We start from the raw sequence: 15,615 nt of genomic DNA on the forward strand, positions 1-15,615 counted from the left end.
GGCTAAACGGGGGTCTGGTTATGGGTCGAGACGCGGCGAATCTGCCGTGTTTCGTGGAACTTGGTCACACTTCAGCCCAGCTTGCATTGCTCGGTGACAAGGTTCGTATGCCACTTCGGCACCCATGTATGCGGCGCATCACTGGATTGCTCGCCGTTTCAAGCCACGACCCAAACGGAAAGCAGAAAGCAGAGGCTCATGCCCACAATCGCTTTGGTCGACGACGACCGCAACATTCTCACATCCGTCTCGATCGCGCTGGAAGCCGAAGGCTACCGCATCATGACCTACACCGACGGTGCCTCCGCGCTCGATGGTTTCCGCACCACGCAACCCGATCTTGCCATCCTCGACATCAAGATGCCGCGCATGGACGGAATGGAGACGCTGCGCCGCCTGCGCCAGAAGTCCGACCTGCCGGTGATCTTCCTGACGTCCAAGGACGAGGAGATCGACGAGTTGTTCGGCCTCAAGATGGGCGCCGACGATTTCATCCGCAAACCATTCTCGCAGCGCCTGCTGGTCGAGCGCGTCAAGGCGGTGCTGCGCCGCTCGGCGCCGAAGGACCCGACCGTTGCGCCGAAGGAGAACGACGCCAAGGCACTCGACCGCGGCCTTTTGCGGATGGACCCCGAACGTCACACCTGCACCTGGAAGAACGAGCCGGTGACGCTGACCGTTACCGAATTCCTGATCCTGCAGGCGCTCGCGACCCGGCCCGGCGTGGTGAAGAGCCGCAACGCGCTGATGGACGCGGCCTACGACGACCAGGTCTATGTCGACGACCGCACCATCGACAGCCACATCAAGCGGCTGCGCAAGAAGTTCAAGGTGGTCGACAACGAGTTCGAGATGATCGAGACGCTGTACGGCGTCGGCTACCGCTTCAAGGAAGCCTGAGGCTCAGCGCGCCTTCGCGAAAGATTGAGAGCATCGCCGGTTCTGATTCCATCACGGCCGGGATGGCTCTTTGGGTGATTGCTTGAGCATGATCCTTTCGGAAAACCGCTGCACACTTTTCCGGATCATGCTCTAGGATGCGAGGACCCTTCCGCACGAGATGTCCTAACGCGGGCGTAAGCATTGCTTGACCGAACGCAGCCTGACGAGAACCAGAACGCCGGGGATATCGGATCCAACGGCATTCCGGAGCACGTTGCCGACGACAAGCCGGCCGCGCAGGGCTGGCGGCCGCTGAACTGGCTGAAGCGCGCCGGGCAGTTCTTCTTCGCGCTGTCCTTTTCGAGCCTGACCCGCCGCATCGTCTCGCTCAACCTCGCCGGCCTCGTCGCGCTGGTGGCGAGCATCCTCTATCTGTCGCAATTCCGCGCCGGCCTGATCGACGCGCGCGCGCAGAGCCTGCTGGTGCAGGGCGAGATCATCGCCGGTGCGATTGCGGCCTCGGCCACCGTGCAGACCAACGCCATCACCATCGATCCCGACCGCCTGCTCGACCTCAAGACCGGCGACAGCTATGGCGGTACGGACGATTCGCTCGATTTCCCGATCAACCCGGAGCGCGTGGCGCCGGTGTTGCGCACGCTGATCTCGCCGACCAAGACCCGCGCGCGGATCTTCGATCCCTATGGGACGTTGCTGCTCGACAGCCGTGACCTCGACAACGTGCTGAGCTTCCCGCTGCCGCCGCCCTCGCAGAAGCCCGGCCTCGTCGAGCGCGGCATGGTCGCGATCCGCACCTGGCTGAACCGCGGCGACCTGCCGCTGTATCGCGAGCTCGGGCGCGAGAACGGCAACGGCTATGCGGAGGTGAGCGACGCGCTCCAGGGACAGAAGCGCTCGATGGTGCGGGTCAATTCGCGCGGCGAGGTGATCGTCTCGGTAGCCGTGCCCGTGCTGCGCTCGCGTGCCATCCACGGCGCGCTGATGCTCTCGACCCAGGGCGACGAAATCGACCAGATGGTGACCGCCGAGCGCCTCGCCATCCTGAAGGTCGGCGGCGTCGCCGCCGCCGTCATGATCATGCTGTCGCTGCTGCTGGCGAGCACGATCGCCGGGCCCGTGCGCCGGCTCGCCGACAGCGCCGAGCGCGTCCGCCGGCGCATCAAGGCCCGCATCGAGATTCCCGACTTCACCCGCCGCCGCGACGAGATCGGCCACCTCTCCGGCGCACTGCGCGACATGACCAGCGCGCTTTACAGCCGCATGGAAGCGATCGAGATGTTCGCCGCCGACGTCGCCCACGAATTGAAGAACCCGCTGACCTCGCTGCGCTCCGCGGTCGAGACGCTGCCGCTGGCGCGCAACGAGAACAGCCGCGCGCGCCTGCTCGAGGTGATCGAGCACGACGTCAAGCGGCTCGACCGCCTGATCTCGGACATCTCCGACGCCAGCCGTCTCGATGCCGAGCTCCAGCGTCAGGATGCGATTCCGGTCGATCTGCGCCGCCTGCTGACGACGCTCGTCTCCGTCGCCAACGAGACCAAGCTCGGCCACGACGTCGCGGTCGAGACACGGTTCGAGGGCCGCGGCCCGACCGACATCTTTGCCGTGAGCGGCCACGATTCGCGGCTTGGACAGGTGGTCTCCAACCTGCTCTCCAACGCGCAGTCGTTCTCGGAGCCCGGCAGCAAGGTGCGCCTCACCTGCCGCCGCGTGCGCGGGGAGATCGAGATCGTGGTCGACGACGACGGCCCCGGCATCCGCGACGATGCGCTCGAGCGCATCTTCGAGCGCTTCTATACCGACCGGCCGCATCAGGGCTTTGGCCAGAACTCCGGCCTCGGCCTGTCGATCTCCAAGCAGATCGTCGACGCCCATGGCGGACGCATCTGGGCCGAGAACCGAGCCGGCCCGGTGGACGAGGATGGCGCGCCGACCGTTGCCGGCGCGCGCTTCGTGGTGAGGCTGCCGGCGCTATGAGCGACGGCGGGCCCAGCATTCACGCCTCCGCAGTCAAGGTGGGGACTCTGGCGGTGCTGATCCGCGGTCCGTCGGGCTCCGGCAAGTCGCGCCTTGCCTTCGATTTGATCATGGCGGGGCGATCAGGCTTGGTCGAACGGGCCGTTCTGGTGGGCGACGACCGTGTCCATCTGGCGACAGTCGGCCAGGAAATTGAAGTCAGTCCCGCGCCGACACTGGCCGGCCTGATCGAGATCCGGGGTCTCGGAATCCGGCGCTGCGATTTCGTGAAGCGTGCGACCGTCGGCCTCGTGGTTGATCTGGACGCCCAGGACGCCGAACGACTGCCGCCCGCCGAATCCCTGAAAACCAGCATTTTTGGTGTCGAAATACCGCGAATCCCCGTCGGCCGCGACTATTCGTCCCTTCCATTGGTTGTTGCGGCCTTGACCACTACCAAGAGTTAACCTTCTGCTAAGCCGTCAGGCGATTGTTTGAAGGGAAATGGTAACCATATGAACCCCACTATCGCGGCCGAGTAGACCGGCGCAGCTCCCCTCATCCATCCGTCTAGATTCAGGGAGATACGCAACATCCCCTCTTGCGCGGGGGCTCTGGATGGTCAAAGTGGCGCGTTCGTGCGGTGCACCAAAAGCGCCCGCGAGGAGTTTTCCGATGATTGGTCTAGTACTTGTGACCCACGGGCGCCTTGCCGACGAATTCAAGGCAGCGCTTGAGCATGTCATGGGCCCACAAAAGCAAATCGAAGCGATCACGATCGGCGCCGAAGATGATTCCGATCTCTGCCGAAGCGACATCATCGAAGCGGTTAACCGCGTCGATTCCGGCGACGGCGTTGCGATCCTCACCGACATGTTCGGGGGCACGCCGTCCAACCTTGCGATTTCCTGCATGAGCCGGCCCAAGGTCGAAGTGCTCGCAGGCATCAACCTTCCCATGCTGGTGAAGCTTGCCAAGGTGCGCGAGGAGCGTTCGCTGCCCGACGCAATCGCGATGGCCCAGGAAGCGGGCCGCAAATACGTCACCATCGCCAGCCGCGTGCTCGCCGGCAAATGAGCGAAGAGGCGCCACAAGCGGGGACGGGCGTGCCCGCGGGCGCGATCTCCAAGGAGCTTCTGATCATCAACAAGCGCGGCCTGCATGCGCGGGCTTCGGCGAAGTTCGTCCAGGCGGTCGAGCGCTTCGACGCGCAAGTGTGGGTGACGCGCGGCGGCGAGACCGTCGGCGGCACCTCGATCATGGGCCTGATGATGCTGGCGGCGGGACCCGGCACGACGATCACGGTCGCGGCGACGGGTTCTGAGGCGGAAGCTGCGCTTGCCGCGATCACAGAGCTCGTCGAGAGCAAGTTCAACGAAGAAGGGGTTTAAGCCGCACCGTATTCCGGGATGGTGCCACAGCACTAGACCCGGAATCTCGAGATTCCGGGTCTGGTGCTGCGCATCGCCCCGGAATGACCTTCGGTCACTTTCCGGGCGGGGCGATGTAGATATTCCAGCTCATCGACGGGCCGGCCTTGCCGTGGGTGAACCGGCGCGTGGTCATCACGATGCGCTCGGCGTTCGGCGCGACTTCGGACACCCATTTCTCGAAGGCCGGCAGGCGGCCGTCGGTCGGGTCGAACACGCCGATGAAGCCGTCCTTTTTGGCGTTCTCGCGCGAGGTCAGCCCGGAGTCCCAGGCCTCTAGCGGCATCAACGCCGCCGGATGATCCGGGCTGTAGAACACCAGCGGCTGGATCTGTTCCATCGTGCCGGCAACGACGGCCCAGCGCGAGCCGAAGCGGGTGTGCCAGGCCTGCGTCAATTCGCGCGCGAGCTCCGAGCGCGCGCCATAGATCTGTGCGTTGCCGGCATTGGCCGCCATCTCGCGCGCGGCGATCCAGGGCGAGGCTACGAGCGTCGCGACACTCAGCACGAGCCAGATCGCGGCGATGTTGAACAGCACCGCGCTCTGCACCCGCAGCACCGGGATCGCGACCAGCGCCAGCGGCACCAGGAAGAACAGCGAGATGCCCCAGTCCGTCTTCATGTAGATCCTGAAGGCGAGCGCGCCGAGCGGCGGGCCGACCGCGACGATGATCTGGACGATCCAGACATTCAGCGCCTGCGAAAGATTCACGCCTGGATTTTCACCGCGCGCCCAGGCCCGCGTGACGATGCGCGAGGGCGCACGCACGAGCAGCTTGAGCCAAGGCGGCACCAGGGCCATCGCCAGCGCGCCGAGCGCCACCGGCAGCGCGAGCAGCGCGACATTGTGCAGGGCATAGCCGGCCACGAGCTGATGCACGAGGCCAGCATCATCGAGGCTGTAGGTGTCGCCGGCATAGGTCAGCGGCACGAAATGCGCCTCTGCCAGCCAGACGATGTGCGGGATCATCGCCACCACCATGGTCGCGATCGCCACCCACGGCGCCGGCGAGGACAGCAAGCGCAGCCGCTCGGGATGAATCAGCGCGGCAAGGCCGATGGCGCCGATCATGGTCAACACCCAGTATTTCGTCATCAGCGCCAGCGCGCCGGCGAGGCCGAGCCAGATGCCGGATTGCCACGTTCTTTTCTCGAAGGCGTCGAGATAGGCGAGCGCCAGCAGCGGCAGCGTGACGAGCTGGAGCAAGTCCGCGTTGTACTTGAAACCCTTGAAATTGAAGATCGGGTAGAGCGCGACCATCACCACGACCAGGAACGCGCGCCGCGCATCCACCACGCGCAAGGCGACCAGCCAGCAGATCACCATGCCGACGCCGACGGTCGCCATCGCCAGCGCGTAGGTCGCCCAGTCCGCCGCCGGGAACACCTTGAACCAGAGCCCCGCGATCCAGCCCGACAGCGGTGGGTGCTTGCCGTAACCCCAGAGGAATTGCTGACCCCAACCGTAGGCTTCTGCGACGTCCATGTGAACGTCCTGCGCTGCCTTGAGATTGATCAGGATGAAGGTCCAGAGCACCGCATGCAGGATGGCGAGCTGCATCACCAGCCACAGCCGCGCCTCGGGGCGGATCGCACAGGCGACCAGCCAGGACCGGAAGCGGTTGTAACTCAAGCGGGTCTTCGCCCGCGCTCTGGCCGTGGGAAGTGAGGTGGTCGACATGGCCCGCTTGCTAGCGCGTTTTGGCCTCGCTTGGAATCAGCTTGGCGTGAACAAAGACCCTGAAAATACAGCAATATGGTTGCCGCACGGGGATGTGAGTGGTATCCCGCGCCCATGACGACCGCCCCCATTTCCAACATCCGCAATTTCTCCATCGTCGCCCATATCGACCATGGAAAATCGACGCTGGCCGACCGCCTGATCCAGATGACCGGCGGGCTCTCCGACCGCGAGATGGCGGGCAAGGAGCAGGTGCTCGATTCCATGGACATCGAGCGCGAGCGCGGCATCACCATCAAGGCGCAGACGGTGCGCCTGTCGTATCGCGCCAAGGACGGCAAGGATTACATCTTCAACCTGATGGACACGCCCGGCCATGTCGACTTCGCCTACGAGGTCTCGCGGTCGCTGGCGGCCTGCGAGGGTTCCCTGCTCGTGGTCGACGCCAGCCAGGGCGTCGAAGCGCAGACGCTCGCCAACGTCTACCAGGCGCTCGACAACAATCACGAGATCGTCCCGGTCCTGAACAAGGTCGATCTTCCCGCGGCCGAGCCCGAGAAGATCAAGCAGCAGATCGAGGACGTCATCGGCATCGATGCCTCGGACGCAGTGATGATCTCGGCCAAGACCGGCCTCGGCGTGCCTGATGTGCTGGAAGCCATCGTCACCCGCCTGCCGCCACCGAAGGGCGATCGCGACGCGACCTTGAAGGCGCTGCTGGTCGACAGCTGGTACGACGTCTATCTCGGCGTGGTCGTGCTGATCCGCGTCGTCGACGGCGTCATGAAGAAGGGTAGCCGCGTGCGCATGATGGGCACGGGCGCGGCCTATGACGTCGAGCGCGTCGGCTTCTTCACGCCGAAGATGCAGCAGGTCGAGGAGCTCGGCCCCGGCGAGATCGGCTTCATCACCGCCGCGATCAAGGAAGTCGCCGACACCCGCGTCGGCGACACCATCACCGACGACAGGAAGCCTGTCGCGGACATGCTGCCGGGCTTCAAGCCGGCGATCCCCGTGGTGTTCTGCGGCCTGTTCCCGGTCGATGCCGACGACTTCGAGACGCTGCGCGCCGCGATGGGCAAGCTGCGCCTCAACGACGCCAGCTTCTCCTTCGAGATGGAGACCTCCGCCGCGCTCGGCTTCGGCTTCCGCTGCGGCTTCCTCGGTCTGCTCCACCTCGAGATCATCCAGGAGCGGCTGTCGCGCGAGTTCGATCTCAACTTGATCGCGACCGCGCCGAGCGTCATCTACAAGATGAAGCTCACCGACGGCACCGAGCTCGAGATCCACAATCCCGTCGACATGCCCGACGTGGTCAAGATCGCCGAGATCGACGAGCCCTGGATCGAGGCTACGATCCTCACGCCCGACGAATATCTCGGCAGCGTGCTGAAGCTGTGCCAGGACCGCCGCGGCTCGCAGAAGGAGCTCACTTACGTCGGCTCGCGCGCCATGGTGAAATACGACCTGCCGCTCAACGAGGTCGTGTTCGACTTCTACGACCGCCTAAAGTCGGTCTCCAAGGGCTACGCCTCGTTCGACTATCATCTCACCGACTACAAGCCGGCCGACCTCGTCAAGATGCAGATCCTGGTCAACGCAGAGCCGGTCGATGCGCTCTCGATGCTGGTCCACCGCACCCGCGCCGAAGGGCGCGGCCGAGCCATGGTCGAGAAGATGAAGGAGCTGATCCCGCCGCACATGTTCCAGATCCCGATCCAGGCGGCGATCGGCGGCAAGGTGATCGCGCGCGAGACGGTCCGCGCGCTGCGCAAGGACGTCACCGCAAAGTGCTACGGCGGCGATATCACGCGCAAGCGCAAGCTTCTGGAGAAGCAGAAGGAAGGCAAGAAGAAGATGCGGCAATTCGGCAAGGTCGACATCCCGCAGGAAGCCTTCATCGCCGCGCTGAAGGTGGATAGCTGAGCCGGGAGGTGGGACGGACCCCGTCTCCGGGCCGGGCAACAGCCGGTCCCCGGCCGGCAAACAAGTTGCGAAAACAACCCCATGCACAGTAGCCGCCCCTTGGCGGGATTGCGCTTTTTCGATTTTACGAAATCCATTTGCTCCGTCGGGCAAAACAGGCGTATGGTGGCAGCATCGCAGGGTGTGTGATGCGCGCGCTCATCGCAACGTAGCATCTCGACTGCCGGTGGCGTTGGTCGTCATTTTCTCCGGAATGCCCCTGCGCGCTCAGGGACGTGCATGTTTCAAGCATCAATCATTCAACCCGACGGAGTTATTTCATGGTCCGTTCAAGCATCACGCGGCGCAGGCTGCTTGGCGCTGCAGCAGGCTCGGCCTCTGCATTGGCCTCAAGCGCATTCGTCACTCCGGCCCGCGCGCAATCGACCCAAAGAACCTATGTGCTCGTCCCCGGCGCATATTACGGCGCCTGGTCCTGGCATCGCGTCACGGAACGCCTGCAAAAGCAGGGGCATCGCGTCTATCCGCTGACGCTGACCGGATTGGCGGAGCGCTCACACCTTCTGAACAAGGACATCACCCTCGACACGCACATCGCCGACATCGCCAATCTCGTCGAATGGGAGGACCTGACGGACATCTGCCTCGTTGCACATTCCTATGGCGGCTGTCCGGCATCGGGCGCGCTCGAACGCATCGGAAGCCGGGTGTCGTCCATCGTCTGGGTCGATGCGATCAAACCCGCGGACGGCCAGTCGTTTCGAGACCTGGTCTCCTTCCCGATCGAAGAGGGCGCGATCAGCCGTCCGGCTCCCAAAGCGCTGCCTCCGAATGCATTCAACGATCCGAAGGATGTTGCCTGGGTGTTGTCGAAGGTCACTCCACACCCCATCGGCACATTCCTGCAGCCAGTCAAGCTTTCGGGAGCACGCGAAAAGGTCGCCAAGAAAACCTATATCCGCTTACCGAGATTCCAGCTCGCCGCCATGGACAAAGCGGCAGCGGAGTGCAAGGCGGACAGTTCCTGGACCGTCCTCGAAAACACGACGTCCGGCCACTCGGTCATGATCGTCGAGCCTGAATGGTTGACCGAGGTGTTGACCAAAGCAGCTTGAGACCGGTCTGACCAAGCTCGATGGGGTGGAGCTGTTGCGAAGCCCATCGCCTGACTGGCCGGCGCGGTATTCGTCATTGTCGGTAGCTCGATTCGATTGTCAGGAAGCTTGACGGTGTCGCTTCCGCCTTCGCTCTTTCGAGCTACGGCGGACAAGCCGCTCGACCCATCCGAACTCCGCCCGTCCCATCAAGTTGCGCCTGAGGAACCATCCAGGTTGGGTGACGTTTCCGACGGTGACGGGCACCGGGATGATGAACGGCCGGTCGTGCGCGAGCCGGACGAATGCTGCTCGAAGGGGCGGCGGCTTCCGCGTGGAGCAAGCTCTCGCTGTGGACTGAGCAGGAGACAAGCATGACCCTCATATGGCTTGGTGCGCTCCTTGTTTTGGTCGGCGTGCTCCAGATGGCATTTCAGCCGATCTGGCGAGGCCGGCTGAGCGGTACCAAGCGACTTCGCTCCGGACTTGACACGCTGGAACCTACAGCGCCGGGCGGCGGCTTCGGCATCAAATCGAACTGGCCCGGCCTCGTGCTGGTCGCACTTGGTGGCGCTTCCCTGCTGGCCGCAGCCGTCATCTGAGAGCTCGGATGGGTTGAACTCTTGCGAAACCCATGGCCCCGGCGCGGGTACGCAATACCTGGTCATCCTTGTCACCTCGATCCAATCGGGAGCATGAAGCTCGATGGGTTTCGCTTCCGCCTTCGCTTTTCGAGCTACGGCGGACAAGCCGCTCGACCCATCGAGCTACGAGCCAAGAATTCTATTTCGGAGCGCTGGTCTGGCCAGCCGAACCCGTGGTCTGCTCACCTCCCGGTCGACCCGGAGCATGCGCCGCAGCACCTGGCTTGTCTTGATCGGCTACGTATCCGGACTCTCCGGAGTTGCGGGTCTTGATCCCTTTGTCCGCATCACGCTGCATCTGCTCGTTTGGCTCGCCAGCCTTGGGCCCTTGGTCTACATCGCGCCGCATCTCCTGCTTGGTTTGTTCACTGGGGGCGGCCTTTTGCTCCTGGGCCGTTGCCTGGAAGGTCATTGCGCTTCCGGCAACGACGATCAACGCGAGAATTGCTGTTCGCATGTTCATCCTCCACGGCTTGCTCCCCCTGAACACGCGAACTTCCCAAGGTTTTCCTTGTTCCAACGCAATTGCCGAAAGGCGCATCTTGCGATCGGTCGTAGGGTCGGCAAAGCGACTTGGCACTGGATTGCGCCGGGTCGTGCTCGGAATGCAATTCGAAGATGTAGCGAAAGTCGAATCGCGCTTGGAAAGTGAAAATTAGTTTTGCGTCATAATCGTAATGACTCCGACGCAAAAAAAGAAAATAGGGTGTAATCAACAAAAATATAACGGGAGGAGTAGATGGACACTGCGGGTCGCCTGCGCGCGATGGCACTATTATGCCGTCAGACAGCCATGCGTCATCCTGATCGAAGTTGGAAGCTGCTCGCCGAAGCTGAGTATTGGGAGCATTTGGCCGATGATGCGGCGCTCGATGGTTTCGAACATCGTCCGGCTGGGTCACCGCTTCATCGAGAGCCTAGCATCACACAACCAGCCGCGGCCGTCGCAGGGTGAATGCGAACAACATAGTTTGTTAGGCTCTGTGTGCCTAACTTGAAGAGTGCCGCCCACCGCCGATTGCGGCACATTGGAATGGGAATGCCGGCCCCGGCTGTTACCCCCATCCTGCGGCTGGGGCCGTTTTGAACTTCACAGCATCGTTCAAACCCGGTCCACAACCATGCTTAGAGGCATTGCTATAGCGCTGTTCGGAATGGGCATCTTTTCTCAGCTCGACCGAGCGCTCTTCTATGGTCGCAATACCGAGGCCGCGCTCAGTCTTATACGGGACATCAGCCGGGGCTTCGGGCTGTAGCGCACCGTGCGTGCCGCGTTGATCAGACAGCGCCTCGCCACGACCCGACGGACGATCACCGCGATTGCAGGCTCTGCTCTCGATTGTCACGCCCGCGAAACGGTTCTGCTTCACCACCCGCTCCATGGGAGGCGGCGATGGCACTTTGCCGGAACGGCGGCTGGGCAGGCTGGGCCGCCGATAATTCCTGACAATACATCCGGTCGATGGTGTGCTGCATGAGCGCATAACAATCGCATGCGACGCGCTCGAGCCGCGCCCGATCAATTTTCATAAACCCGCGCCGGTCGGACGGGACGGCGCCGGCCGCGCGCAACCTGTTCATCGTCAGGGTCACTGTCGGGCGACGCACTCCGAGCAATTGCGCAAGCGCCTCCTGCGTCACGGGAAGGAGGTCATCGGCAAGGCGATCATGAAGCTGCAGGAGCCACCGCGCCATGCGCCCGTCAACCCGGTGCAGCGCGTTACATGCGGCAACGTGCTGGAGCTGCAATAACACCGCGCGGGCGTGAACCTGCACGACATTCCTGATCGCCGCGCTCTGCGCGTAGGCAGCCCGGAATTTGGCGGCGGAAATCAGCGATGCTGTGCCGGCCACGCGAGCAACCGCGGTCACGGACGAAAGCGACGGGCCGAGCACCGAGAACGAGGCCAACGCGCCTTCGCGTCCCATCAAGGTGGTCGCGACCGACTGCCCGTCGGGCATATCGAGCATGAAGGCGATTGCGCCGCTATGGGGAAAATAAACCGGGTCGAGCTCATCGCCCGATCGCACCAGGACAGTATCGGGTGCGAACGAGACCTTCTGGAAGTACGGCGTCAGTAAGGCGAGGTCCGCCGGCGGCAACGCCGCCAGCAGCCGGTTTCCATCAATACCAGTCCGGGGGACGGTCGCGATGCTTTCGTGCGAAGGAACACCCAATGGGCGACGGCCGCCACTTGCTTCATCTGCCATGATGACCCGAAATACGCGTTACCAAACAAGATCATCCAAACAGAGCCATCTGTCGAGATCAAGCACGGATCATTGCGGACAGCTCACCGACATCTTCGCGAGAGCTCGCATAAATCATACTATTGCCGCTCAGCAGACCATCGCCCTGATGGGGAGGCAGCTCGTTGATGATTGAGCCCTGGCAAAATCATCGCCCTGACGGGCAGGGCTATCGCATGTGGCTTGCACGATGCGGCGGCATCGGCACTGGGCTCCCTCTCCCGCTTGCTTGCGGGAGAGGGAGCAAGCCCCCGATCAGGCCAATGGTTCGCATCCCTATCGTCTCCGACCAATCGCGATGGCGGATGTAGCACCTCCCGCCGACAACCTTGCCGTTTACCGGGAATTCCGCGAAGCTGGGCAGCGTAAAGGCGAGACGGACTATTTCAGGGAGGACGCATTCCATGAAGATCTTAGTAGCAACCGCCTTAGCTTCATTGTTGGTGACGACCGCAAGCGCTCAGGACTCCCCCTTCCGCAAGGAGCTGAAGCGGGGCGATCTGACCGGCACCAACATGGAAATCATCACGAGCATCAGCGAAATAAAGCCCGGAGAGACGTCGACCCGGCACATCCACCATGACGACGAATCCTATTACTTCCTCGAAGGAGGCACGATCGAACTGCCGGACGGAAAGCAGGTGCCGATTCCAACGGGTTCGGTCGGCTTGAACGTCCGGGACGTACCGCACGGCGCCTACAAGGTCGTTGGTGACAAGACGCTCAGGCTGCTGACCGTCCACGTCGTCGACAAGGGCAAGCCGCTCTACGACACGCCGGCGAAATAGCACGGAAGATGGACGGGCTCTGCGAAGCGCGGCCCGCCGGCGGTTGACGCAGCCGCGCTCCGACGCTAAATGGCCATGTCGGAAAAGGCAGACTTGGTCTGGTAAGCCCAAGTCCTTTCGGTAACGAAAGCTCTGGTCTTTGGCCTCGCGCCCGAGATCCCCACGACGAACAACGGTCGCCGGTCAGGTGATCCCTCGTTCGTCCGTGAGGTCTCGGGTTCGGGAAACGCTCCGGTCGAACATCGACAGTCGAAGATCGACAACGGAGCTTTTCATGCAAAATCCCGACACCATCCCCTATGACGTCATCATTGCCGGAGCAGGTCCGGTCGGCCTGTTCCTGGCCTGTGAGCTCAGGCTTGCGGGCTGCTCGGTGCTGGTGCTGGAGAAGGCGCAGGATCCGCATTCGCCGCTCAAGGACCTGCCGTTCGGGCTGCGCGGGCTTTCAGTGCCGACCATCGAGAGCCTGGATCGCCGCGACCTGCTGGACGATCTCACACGCCGCGCCGCCGGCCGCGGCACGCCGGCGGCCGCGCACTGGATGCAGCAGCAGCGCCGCCCGGGCGGCCATTTCGCCGGCATCCAGTTCTTCCACGACCAGATCGACAGCGCGCAATGGCCGTATCGCCTGCCCAGTCCCATCGGCAGCGTCGCAGCCGACATGGCGAGCATCGAGGCCGTTCTCGCCACGCGCGCGGGGATGCTGGGCGTCGAGATCCGGCGCGGCTGCGGCGTCGAGTCTCTCACGCAATCGGACGATGGCGTCACCGTTGCAACGGCTGTCGGCATGGCCGAGGGCCGCTGGCTGGTCGGCTGCGACGGCGCACGCAGCATGGTGCGAAAGGCCGCCGGTATCGGTTTCTCCGGCACTGATCCGGAATTCACCGGCTATTCCGCGCTGGTCGAGCTGGCCGACCCGGCCGCGCTCACGCCGGGCCGCCATTACACGGCGTCGGGCATGTACACATATGCGGCGCCCGGCACGATCGCCATGGTCGACTTCGACGGTGGCGCCGCTCACCGCAGCGAACCGGACCGCGACCATTTCGAGGCGGTGCTGCGCAAGATCTCGGGCCTCGATGTAAACGTGATTGCCCTTCGGCTCGCCACCACCTGGACCGACCGCGCCTATCAGGCGACCTGCTATCGCAAGCGCCGCGTCCTGCTGGCGGGCGATGCTGCCCACGTCCATTCGCCGCTGGGCGGCCAGGGCCTGAACCTCGGCCTTGGCGACGCCATGAACCTCGGCTGGAAGCTCGCCGCGACCATTCGCGGCAATGCTTCGGCCGGCCTGCTCGACACCTATGCGGCTGAGCGCCAGCCGGTCGGAGCACAGATCCTCGACTGGTCGCGCGCCCAGGTCGCTCTCATGCGTCCGAGCAGGAGCTCGCGCGCGCTAGAGGCGATCATCCGTGATCTCATCGGCACGCGCGACGGCGCGACCTATTTCGCCGAGCGCGTCTGGGGCGTCTTGCTGCGCTACGATCTCGGCGATGCCCATCCGCTGGTGGGCCGCAGCGCGCCCGATTTCGTACTGGCCGGTGGCAGACGGCTGGGCGAGCTGCTCAGGACAGGACGAGGGCTGCTGCTGGACTTCGACGTCCGACCATCGCTGCAAGCGCTTGCGCGCCGCTGGAGCGGCCGGATCGATCATGTTGCCAGCGAGCCTGAGGATCGACTCGGGTTGAGCGCCTTGCTCGTGCGCCCGGACGGAATCGTGGCATGGGCCGGCGGGGAGCCGCCCGATCTCGAGGAAGCGGCTCGCGCCACGGTGCGATGGTTCGGTCAACCCGATTGATGAGAAGGTGCGCCGTCGCGCCCGCCCCTACGACGCCTTCTGCTTCGCCTCGACGTAGCGTGTAAAATTGTCCAGGATCGCCTGCCAGCCGCCTTTCTGCTGCTCGACCGAGTGGGTCGCTTCGGCATCGAAGACGACGCGGACAGTGACGCCCTTCGGGCCGGGCACGAACTCGACTTCGGCCTTGCGATCGCCGAAGGCATATTCGATCAGCTTGTGCTCGACGATCGTCGTGTAGGTGCCGGCGAAGTCGAAGCCCATGCTGCCGTCCTTGGCCTCCATGCGCGAGGAGAAGGCGCCGCCCTCCCGCAGGTCGACCGTCGCTCTGGTGGTGTGCCAGTCGTCGGACGCGGCGTTCCACTTCACGATGTCGGCAGGCGTCGTATAGGCACGCCAGACCTGATCGATGGGGGCGGCGACGCTGGTTTCGACGGTGATCCTCATGGGCATTGCTCCGGTTGCGACCTTGACGGCTCGAATCGACAAAATCACGTCACCTGCGCCGGGTCCATCTCCAGCACGTCCGGGACGTGTCGACATAAAGACGATCGAGACCGGTCCATGCCGACATGGCCCGGCCGTCAATGCGCAAAAAAGTTGGAAAGCTGTCATTCCCCGGCAAAGCTAGCGACGGGGCGCCGAGAGCTCGTAATTGATGCAGTCCATTTTGATGTCGTATGGACCCTGATAGATGCCATCGCTCACCCACCGATAAACCTTGCGGTAGGTGGTGATCTGCTCGGAGCGCGGTTGATTGCCGGCCGGACGGTTAACATCGGAAATCGTCTTCGACGACGTCTCAGTCAGGGTCAGCTTCTCGTCGGGATGACCGTCACGCTTGAACACCATCGTCGTGGCAAGCCCCGAATTGTTGTCGGCTGCGCTGAAGCGCGAGCTCAAAAGCTCATCGTTGACCGCAGCAAGCAGCGGCCCGCCGACCCAGCCCTTCGGCAGCATGATCAGCGAGGAGCGATTGAAGATGATGATCGGTGCATCGCCGCTGGGCAGCACGCCCCGGCAGCCGTAACGCCATTCGCTGGCGATGGCAGGCGCGGCATTCGCCGCGACGGCGAGTGCGATCAGGCCTGCGAGAATGGAGCGAACCGGACGATTTTCGGCGGTGGCGGGAATCAAGTTACGCATGG

At 63.6% G+C, this 15,615-nt stretch carries 15 protein-coding genes; 10 read left to right on the plus strand and 5 right to left on the minus strand.

The features are described from left to right. Window positions 1-198 precede the first annotated feature (198 nt). The 5 genes from ACVWY3_RS27865 to ACVWY3_RS27885 all read left to right on the plus strand — a co-directional run bounded on the left by ACVWY3_RS27865 (window position 199) and on the right by ACVWY3_RS27885 (window position 4,250). A complete protein-coding gene (locus ACVWY3_RS27865; RefSeq protein ID WP_008542552.1) occupies window positions 199-900 on the plus strand; it encodes a response regulator transcription factor in 702 nt (233 codons plus the stop codon). Window positions 901-1,083: 183 nt separating this feature from the next. Next, window positions 1,084-2,880, plus strand: a complete 1,797-nt coding sequence (locus tag ACVWY3_RS27870) for a stimulus-sensing domain-containing protein (RefSeq protein WP_456841321.1) — start codon at window positions 1,084-1,086, stop codon at window positions 2,878-2,880. Beyond that, the gene (locus ACVWY3_RS27875; RefSeq protein WP_456841322.1) at window positions 2,877-3,326 is read left to right on the plus strand and encodes an HPr kinase/phosphorylase; all 450 of its coding nucleotides are present in this window, start codon (window positions 2,877-2,879) and stop codon (window positions 3,324-3,326) included. Before ACVWY3_RS27870 ends, ACVWY3_RS27875 begins: the two co-directional genes overlap by 4 nt. A 208-nt stretch (window positions 3,327-3,534) precedes the next feature. Further along, the gene (locus tag ACVWY3_RS27880; protein ID WP_024339151.1) at window positions 3,535-3,936 is read left to right on the plus strand and encodes a PTS sugar transporter subunit IIA; all 402 of its coding nucleotides are present in this window, start codon (window positions 3,535-3,537) and stop codon (window positions 3,934-3,936) included. Continuing rightward, window positions 3,933-4,250, plus strand: coding sequence for an HPr family phosphocarrier protein (locus ACVWY3_RS27885; RefSeq protein ID WP_456841323.1), 318 nt, complete (start codon window positions 3,933-3,935; stop codon window positions 4,248-4,250). The genes ACVWY3_RS27880 and ACVWY3_RS27885 overlap by 4 nt, the downstream gene beginning before the upstream one ends. A gap of 94 nt (window positions 4,251-4,344) precedes the next feature. On the opposite strand, the gene ACVWY3_RS27890 is transcribed toward ACVWY3_RS27885, so the two are convergent. Then, window positions 4,345-5,970, minus strand: coding sequence for a glycosyltransferase family 39 protein (locus tag ACVWY3_RS27890; RefSeq protein WP_456841324.1), 1,626 nt, complete (start codon window positions 5,968-5,970; stop codon window positions 4,345-4,347). A 114-nt stretch (window positions 5,971-6,084) separates the two neighbouring features. Between ACVWY3_RS27890 and lepA the strand changes: the two genes are divergently transcribed. The 3 genes from lepA to ACVWY3_RS27905 all read left to right on the plus strand — a co-directional run bounded on the left by lepA (window position 6,085) and on the right by ACVWY3_RS27905 (window position 9,592). Next, window positions 6,085-7,896 (plus strand): translation elongation factor 4, encoded by a 1,812-nt coding sequence (gene lepA, locus ACVWY3_RS27895; protein WP_456841325.1) that lies wholly within the window; start codon window positions 6,085-6,087, stop codon window positions 7,894-7,896. Between the two features lie 320 nt (window positions 7,897-8,216). Beyond that, on the plus strand, window positions 8,217-9,011 hold the full coding sequence (locus ACVWY3_RS27900; RefSeq protein ID WP_456841326.1) for an alpha/beta fold hydrolase: 795 nt from the start codon (window positions 8,217-8,219) through the stop codon (window positions 9,009-9,011). A gap of 353 nt (window positions 9,012-9,364) precedes the next feature. Next, window positions 9,365-9,592, plus strand: coding sequence for a hypothetical protein (locus tag ACVWY3_RS27905; protein WP_456841327.1), 228 nt, complete (start codon window positions 9,365-9,367; stop codon window positions 9,590-9,592). Window positions 9,593-9,773: 181 nt separating this feature from the next. Here the strand turns inward: ACVWY3_RS27905 and ACVWY3_RS27910 are convergent, their stop codons facing one another. Further along, a complete protein-coding gene (locus tag ACVWY3_RS27910; RefSeq protein WP_456841328.1) occupies window positions 9,774-10,091 on the minus strand; it encodes a hypothetical protein in 318 nt (105 codons plus the stop codon). An 854-nt stretch (window positions 10,092-10,945) separates the two neighbouring features. Then, entirely contained in the window at window positions 10,946-11,845 is a 900-nt protein-coding gene (locus ACVWY3_RS27915) for a Crp/Fnr family transcriptional regulator (RefSeq protein WP_456841329.1), read from the minus strand. A gap of 443 nt (window positions 11,846-12,288) precedes the next feature. Between ACVWY3_RS27915 and ACVWY3_RS27920 the strand changes: the two genes are divergently transcribed. Both ACVWY3_RS27920 and ACVWY3_RS27925 read left to right on the plus strand, forming a co-directional pair. After that, window positions 12,289-12,672, plus strand: coding sequence for a cupin domain-containing protein (locus tag ACVWY3_RS27920; RefSeq protein WP_456841330.1), 384 nt, complete (start codon window positions 12,289-12,291; stop codon window positions 12,670-12,672). A 274-nt stretch (window positions 12,673-12,946) separates the two neighbouring features. Next, window positions 12,947-14,470, plus strand: coding sequence for an FAD-dependent monooxygenase (locus ACVWY3_RS27925; protein WP_456841331.1), 1,524 nt, complete (start codon window positions 12,947-12,949; stop codon window positions 14,468-14,470). A gap of 27 nt (window positions 14,471-14,497) precedes the next feature. Here ACVWY3_RS27925 and ACVWY3_RS27930 read toward each other — a convergent pair whose 3' ends face one another. After that, complete coding sequence (locus ACVWY3_RS27930) at window positions 14,498-14,914, minus strand: SRPBCC family protein (protein WP_456841332.1); 417 nt, start codon at window positions 14,912-14,914, stop codon at window positions 14,498-14,500. Window positions 14,915-15,094: 180 nt separating this feature from the next. Further along, window positions 15,095-15,613, minus strand: a complete 519-nt coding sequence (locus ACVWY3_RS27935; protein ID WP_456841333.1) for a hypothetical protein — start codon at window positions 15,611-15,613, stop codon at window positions 15,095-15,097. Between the last annotated feature and the right edge of the window lie 2 nt (window positions 15,614-15,615).

The organism is Bradyrhizobium sp. USDA 4486, from assembly GCF_054057995.1.